General features: G+C 72.4%; 4 protein-coding genes. 2 read left to right on the forward strand and 2 right to left on the reverse strand.

What is annotated here, in order from left to right:
• Positions 1–2: 2 nt before the first annotated feature.
• Together RISW2_RS16095 and RISW2_RS16100 are read right to left on the reverse strand one after the other, a co-directional pair.
• Positions 3–794 carry an ATP-binding cassette domain-containing protein gene (locus RISW2_RS16095; RefSeq protein WP_084615443.1) on the reverse strand — a complete coding sequence of 264 codons (792 nt, stop codon included), beginning with the start codon at positions 792–794 and terminating at the stop codon, positions 3–5.
• The gene (locus RISW2_RS16100) at positions 787–1,494 is read right to left on the reverse strand and encodes an ABC transporter permease (RefSeq protein ID WP_043773129.1); all 708 of its coding nucleotides are present in this window, start codon (positions 1,492–1,494) and stop codon (positions 787–789) included. Before RISW2_RS16100 ends, RISW2_RS16095 begins: the two co-directional genes overlap by 8 nt.
• Before the next feature lie 302 nt (positions 1,495–1,796).
• On the opposite strand from RISW2_RS16100, the gene RISW2_RS16105 reads away from it, so the two are divergent.
• Together RISW2_RS16105 and RISW2_RS25835 are read left to right on the forward strand one after the other, a co-directional pair.
• On the forward strand, positions 1,797–3,521 hold the full coding sequence (locus RISW2_RS16105; RefSeq protein WP_043773130.1) for a ShlB/FhaC/HecB family hemolysin secretion/activation protein: 1,725 nt from the start codon (positions 1,797–1,799) through the stop codon (positions 3,519–3,521).
• Positions 3,478–7,142, forward strand: a 3,665-nt coding sequence (locus tag RISW2_RS25835) for a two-partner secretion domain-containing protein (RefSeq protein WP_162164337.1), incomplete at its 3' end; no start/stop codon positions are given. The genes RISW2_RS16105 and RISW2_RS25835, both read left to right, overlap by 44 nt.

Here is a 7,142-nt window from a genome sequence, read left to right on the forward strand (position 1 = left end):
GATCAGCTCCTTGGTGTTTCGGAAGGGGTTTCCGGCAGCACGAGGCGTCCGGAGAGGTAGGCGCGGGCGGCGTCGCTCCCCGGACTGCGCAGCACCCGGTCGGCCGGCCCCGTCTCGACGACGCGGCCGGCGTTCAGGAAGACGACATCGTCGGCGAGGCGCCGCGCCTGGCCCGCGTCGTGGGTGACGATCAGGACGCGCGTGCCGGCGCGGGCCGTGCGTGCCACCACGTCCTCGATGGCGAGGACCGAGGCGGGATCGAGGCTGGCCGTCGGCTCGTCGAGCATCAGCACGTCGGGCTCGGCGGCCAGCACGCGGGCAAGCGCGAGGCGCTGCTGCTCTCCGCCGGACAGTCGCCGCGCCGGCGTCGCACCGCGCCCGTCGAGCCCCACGAGCCGCAGGAGCCCGTCGCGCGCCGACAGGTCGCGCCCCCGCGCGCGCAGGACGAAATCCACGTTTGCGGCGGCCGAGCGGCGCAGCAGCACCGGCGTCTGGAACACCAGTGCCTGCCGCCGGCGGACGGCGAGCGACAGCGGCTGCCCGCCCCAGCGCACCTCGCCCGCATCGGGCGTCACGAGGCCGTGCAGGACCCGCAGGAGCAGGCTCTTGCCCGCGCCGTTCGGCCCCATGATGGCCGTCACGCCGCGCGGCCCCAGCGTCAGGTCGATGCCGTCGAGCACCCGCCGGCCGGCCAGCGACAGCGCGATCCCGCGCGCGTTCAGCCGCCGCGGGTCGTCCGCCCGGGCGGCAGCGGCCTGCAGCCGGGCATGGGCGGGGAGGACATCGTCAGGCATAGCTCCCCCGCGCCGCGCCCGAGCGCACCGACTGGACCAGCGCGTTGATGCCGAGCGCGATCGCCATGAGGACGATCCCGAGCGACAGCGCCAGGGCCAGCTCGCCCTTCGACGTCTCGAGCGCGATCGCCGTGGTCATCACCCGCGTCAGATGGTCGATGTTGCCGCCCACGATCATCACCGCGCCGACCTCGGCCACCGCGCGGCCGAACCCTGCCAGCGCCGCGGTGACAAGCGCGAAGCGCCCGTCGCGGATCAGCGCGCCCATGACCTGCAGGCGGGTCAGGCAGAGCGAGCGGAACGTCTCGTCGTATTCGGTGTGCAGGTCCTCGAGCGTCTGGCGCGACAGCGCGGTGACGATGGGCGCGATCAGCACGGTCTGCGCGACGATCATCGCCGACGGCGTGTAGAGGAGCCCGAGAAACCCGAGCGGTCCCGACCGCGACAGCGCGAGGTAGACGATCAGACCCACCACCACAGGCGGCAGCCCCATCAGCGCGTTGACCAGCGTCACCAGCGCCCCCCGGCCGGGAAAGCGCATGACCGCCAGCAGCGCGCCCGCCGGGATGCCGATCAGGCAGGAGAAAAGCGTCGCGGAGAGGCTGACATAGAGGGACAGCGCCACGATCTCGCGCAGGTCCGCGTCGCCCGACGCGATGAGCGCGATCGCAAGACCCAGCGCCTCGCTCATGTCCTGCATGCCGCGCCCTCCCCTTATCCGGCGTCGTAGGTCGTGCAGGATTAACACAAATTGTGCAGCAGGACGCAAGGGTGTGCAGGGTGAAAGCCTTTAGGCCCGCCCGCGCGGCAGGTGACGCAGACGGTCGGCGGACGCGCGGCTTGCTGGAACGGGGGCCGCCTGTGCCCGAGAACCGACAGGGTCGGGCCGGCGGAAGGGGTATGGATATAAAGACTTTGACTTAACGTAAACCGTGGCAAATGATCCGGGACGTTGAACCAACGCATTTTCAAGGCCCGCACGTCCGCACGACCGGGGGAGCCATGACCGCAAGAGAATTCCGCCGCGCACGCACGGGCGCCATGGCCGTCCTCGTCGGGCTTGCCGTCGCACTTCCTCCGGGCGCCGTCCACGCCCAGTCCGCCAGCGAGATCACCCCCGACAGCTTCCTGCCGCCGCTGCAGAACCTCGACGGCGCCGTCGTCTTTCCCGGCGGTGCCGCGACCGAGGCGCCTCCCGGGTCCGAGAGCATCGGGATCGCCCTGTCGGGCGTGCGGCTCGAGGACGCGCGGCCCGAGCTCGCCGCCGCCAACCGTGCCTTCGAGGCGCGCCTCACCCGGGGCCGCATCCCGGTGTCCGAACTGTTCGAGGCGACGGGCGACCTCGAACGGACCTATGCCGAGGCCGGCTACGTCCTGACCCGCGTGGTGCTGCCCGAACAGGAGGTCCGCGACGGCGGAACGCTCCGCGTGGTGGTCGTGCAGGGTCTCGTCGAGCGCATCGACAGCACCGGGGTGGCGGGGCCGGTGCGCGGCCGGATCGAGCGGGTGACCGAGCCGCTGCTCGAGGATGCCGCGGTCACGCTGCGCGACCTCGAACGCCAGCTGCTGCTCGCCGGCGATACCGCGGGCGTGGTGCTCGGCACGGCGCTGGCGACCGGCGAGCGGCCGGGCGGCACCGTCCTCGCGCTCGACACCCAGTTCCGGCCGGTCACCGGCTTCTTCGGCTTCGACAATTACGGATCGGACGAGCTTGGCGGCGAGGCGCTGTCCTTCGGGCTCGAGCTCAACTCGCCCTTCGGCCTCGGCGAGACGTTCTACGGCCGCTTCACCACCTCGGTCGAGGAGGCGTTCTCGGACGAGCCGCGCCAGCGGGTGGCGGCGATCGGCGCGCTGGTGCCGCTCGGCGGCTCCGGGCTCGCGCTCAATCTCGAGATGACGCGCAGCGTCACGCATCCCGACGATCCCGTGGCTCCCACGAGTTCCGAGTTCGAGCGGCAATCGCTGCGGCTCATCTACCCGTTCATCCGCTCGCGCCAGCTGAACGTCACGGGGCAGCTGATCCTCGACCACCAGACGGACGAACAGGATTTCGCGGAAACCGGCGTGCCGATCTACCGCGACGATTTCACCGTGCTGCGGGCGGGCGGCAGCCTGACCTACCTGCACGAGAAGGGCGCCGTCACCGAGGCGGGCCTGATCCTGTCGCGCGGCATCGACGCCTTCGGCGCGCGCCGCGCCTCGGACGCGACGCTGGCCGAGCCGCTGTCGCGTTCGGGCGCCGACGCGGTCTTCACCAAGCTCTCGGGCTCGGTCTTCCACGAGCGGGCGCTGGCCGAGCGGGTGAACCTGTCGATCGCCGGACGTTTCCAGACCTCGTTCGGCGACCCGCTGCTGACGTCGGAGCAGTTCAGCATCGTGGGCGAAAGCGAACTGTCGGCCTTCGACTCCGGCGAGTTGCGCGGCGACAGCGGCTGGGTGCTGCGGTCCGAGCTGTCGACGGACGTGCCGCTGCAGGCCGGGCGCCGCACCCTCGTGCTCAGCCCCTACCTCTTCGCGGCGGCGGGGCGCGTCAGCATCGAACGGCCGACCGCGGTCGAGGAGAAGAGCGTGAGCGGCCGCGCCTACGGGCTCGGTCTCGACATCAGCATTCCGGCCGAGTCGCGCTATCGGTCGAACTTCGTCAGAATCGAATTCGGCAAGGGGGAACGGGACGATGGCGGCAATGATGACACCCGCTTCGGCGTCTCTGGCACTTTCCGCTTCTGACCGCCGGGCGCGCAGGCGCGCGCTGACGCTGGTCCTGCTCATGGGCGTCTCGCCCCTCGCGCTGGCCGCCGATCCCCTGCCGACCGGCGGTCAGGTCGCGGCGGGCGAGGTGTCGATCGGCACGTCGTCACCCACACGCATGGTCGTCGACCAGCGCAGCGACCGCGCGGTGGTGAACTGGGACAGCTTTTCCATCGGACGCGACGCGCATGTGGATTTCCGCCAGCCCTCGCGGTCGAGCGCCATCCTGAACCGCGTGACCGGCAGCGCCGACAGCCGCATCCACGGCCGGCTGACGGCGAACGGCCAGGTCCACATCGTGAACCCCAACGGCATCTTCATCGGTCCCGACGGGCGGATCAGCGCGGGCGGCGGCTTCGTCGGCTCCTCGCTTGCCATCCGCGACGACGATTTCATGGCCGGCCGGCTGCGCTACGAGGGGACCGGCGCGTCCGCCCCGGTGCGCAACGGGGGCACGATCGAGATCGGCCGCGGCGGATATGCCGCGCTGCTCGGCGGACGTGTCGGCAATTCGGGCACCGTCAGCGTGCCGCTCGGACGGATCGGTTTCGCCTCGGGCGAACGGGTGACGCTCGATCTGTCCGGAGACGGCTTCCTGCAGGTGGCGCTGCCGAGCGAGGTCGCGGGCGACGACGCGCTCGTCGACAATTCCGGCACCGCCAGTGCCGAGGGCGGACGCATCGAGATGAAGGCCGCCGCCGCCCGCAACGCCGCGCGGCACGCGGTGAACCTCTCGGGCGTGGCCGAGGCACGGTCGGTGGGCGTCAGGAACGGCGCCATCGTCCTCGGCGGCAGTGGCGGGTCGGTGCGCGTCGGCGGCACCGTGTCCACGCGCCGCGCGGCTCCTGCCCCGCGCCCGACCGTCGAGGTCGCACGCTCGCCGCGCCCCGTCGGCCGGCCGGGCGGCGACATCACCGTGACCGGCACGGAGATCGCGCTCGAGGGCGCGACGATCGACGCAAGCGGCGCGGGCGGCGGCGGCCGCGTCCGCATCGGCGGCGATTTCGCCGGCGCAGGCCCCCTGCAAAGGGCCGAGACGCTCGACGCCGACGCCGCCACCCGGATCAGCGCGGACGCGCTCGGCGCCGGCGACGGCGGGCGCATCGTCCTCTGGTCGGACGGCCGCACCGATGTCGCCGCACGGTTCACCGCGCGCGGCGCGGGTGATGGTACCGGTGGCTTCGTCGAGGTGTCGAGCGCCCGGGACCTGACCTATCGCGGGCTTGTCGACCTGCGCAGCGACCGCGGCACTTGGGGGACGCTGCTGCTCGACCCCGTGAACGTCACGATCCCCGGCACGGTCGACATCCCGACGCTTCAGGCGAATCTCGAGGGCGCCGGCGTCACCGTCGACACCACGAACACCGGCACGGATGCGGGGAACATCACGCTGGCCGGTGCCGTGACGTGGAGCGCTCCGACAACCCTGACGCTCCTCGCCGACAACGACATCACCATCACCGACAACGGGTCGGTCACGGCCGCCGCGGGCGGGCTGGTCCTCGACGCCGCAGCCGACATCCTGCATGTCGGCATCATCGACGTGGCGCAGCTGTCGATCGCCGGCCAGTCCTTCCTGCAGAGCGGCGGCATCACGACCGAGACCGGCAGCGGCGGCACCGTCGCGGTCGACACCTTCGAGCTCGCCTTCGGCAGCTGGACGCAGGCGGGGCCCGCCCTCTCGACATTCGCGGCCACGGATTTCCGCCTGCAGGACGGCGCCGACTTCGTGCGCCTCGCCGGCGGCGACGGCTCGGCGGGGAGCCCGGGCGTCGTGACCGACGTCTACGGACTGCAGGGCCTGAAGTCGCCGAGCCTCCTCGGCGGGTCCTTCGTCCTCGGCAACGACATCGACGCGGGCGGCACCTCGGGGTGGTGGGATTCCGGCGAGGGGATCGAGGGCTTCGAGCCCGTAGGCTCCTCCGACGCGCCGTTCGGCGGCACGCTCGACGGCCAGGGCTTCGACATCGCCGGCCTCTTCATCGACCGCGGCGTCGATGCGGGGCTCTTCGACGTCCTCGACGACGCGTCGGTGTCGAACCTGTCGCTGACCGGCGTCGACATCACCGGGCATGGCACCGTGGGCGGTCTCGCGGCCACGTCGAACGGCAGCACGCTGACCGACGTGAGCATCGCGGGCGACCTCACCGTGCGCTTCGCCGGGTCCGCGGGCGGCCTCGTGGGGAACATGTCCGGTGGCAGCGTCACGCGCGGCGCGGCCTCGGGCACGGTGTCCTCGCTCGGCGCGGCCTCCCTGTCGCGCAACTTGGGCGGCCTCGTCGGCCTCAACGACGGCGGCGCGGTGACCGACAGCAGCTTCGACGGCACCCTCACTGAAAGCGGCGATGTCTTCGAGGATTCCGTCGAGAGCGTGACCCGCGACGTGGGCGGCCTCGTCGGCGAGAACCGCGGGACCATCAGCGGATCGACCAGTTCGGGCACGCTCTCGGTCACCGGCGCCGGCGAGACATATGCGGGCGGCCTTGCGGGGCGCAACGAGCGCGCGGACGACGGCAGCGGCATCTCCGTTGGACAATCGTCGAGCGCCATGACGCTCGACATCGCGCCCACCAACGGCGACGGGGCCGTGGCCGGCGGCCTGATCGGGCTCAACCTCAGCGCGGTCACCGCGTCCGTCGCCACGGGCGACGTGACGGTGGGCGGCGGGGGCGGGGCCACCGCCGGCGGCCTCGTCGGCACGAACGGATCGGCCATCACCGACTCCGTCGCCTCGGGCGCCGTGAGCTACTCCGGCGGCGATTTCGACATCCCCGGCGACAGCGTACTGCAGCTCGGCGGCTTCGCGGGCAGCAATGCCGGCCAGATCGCCCGCACGGCGGCCCGCGGCGACGTGACGGCCGCCGCGGGGTTCCTCGCGGTCTCCGCCGGTGGTCATACCGGCTTCAATGACGGCGGCACGATCGGCGACAGCTACGCGACCGGCGCCGTCACCGCGTCCTCGGACACCCAGCAGGACGTGGGCGGCTTCGTCGGCCTGACCCAAGGCGGCACGCTCGCCTCGGTCTTCGCCGCAGGCGCGGTCTCTGCCACGGGCGGCGGCAGCACCGACGCGGGCGGCCTCGCGGGCGAGAACATCGCCGTCGGCGAGGGCGGCGGACGCACGGACGTGACCAACGGCTGGTTCGACAGCGACACGACCGGCCAGCCCGATCCGGACGACCCGCTCCTCGGCACCCCCCTGACGACGGCCGAGCTGCAGGACACGGCCCAGCCGCTCGGCTTCGACACCGCGGCGACCTGGGCACCGGGCGACACCGGCTTCTACCCCGCGCTCTACGCCGTCGACCGGGTGCTCTACGCGCTGCCCGACGACGTCACGGTGCAGTACGGCCTGACCGGCAGCGCCACGACCACCGGCACGGTCCGCGGCGGTCCCGCCAGCTACGTCTTCGCCCCCGCCGGCGACAGTCTCGACACCGGGAGCGTCTTCGCCGACCTCGTCTTCCCCACGCAGACCGTGGGCACCGGGACGTTCACGCTCGGCACGACGAGCGTCGTCAGCACCGCGGGCGAGACCTACCGCGTGGTCGACGCGCCCGGCGCCTACGAGATCACGCCCGCCCCGCTCACCGTCACCCT

This window comes from Roseivivax isoporae LMG 25204, assembly GCF_000521865.1.
In the GTDB taxonomy this organism is placed as follows: Bacteria; Pseudomonadota; Alphaproteobacteria; order Rhodobacterales; family Rhodobacteraceae; genus Roseivivax; species Roseivivax isoporae.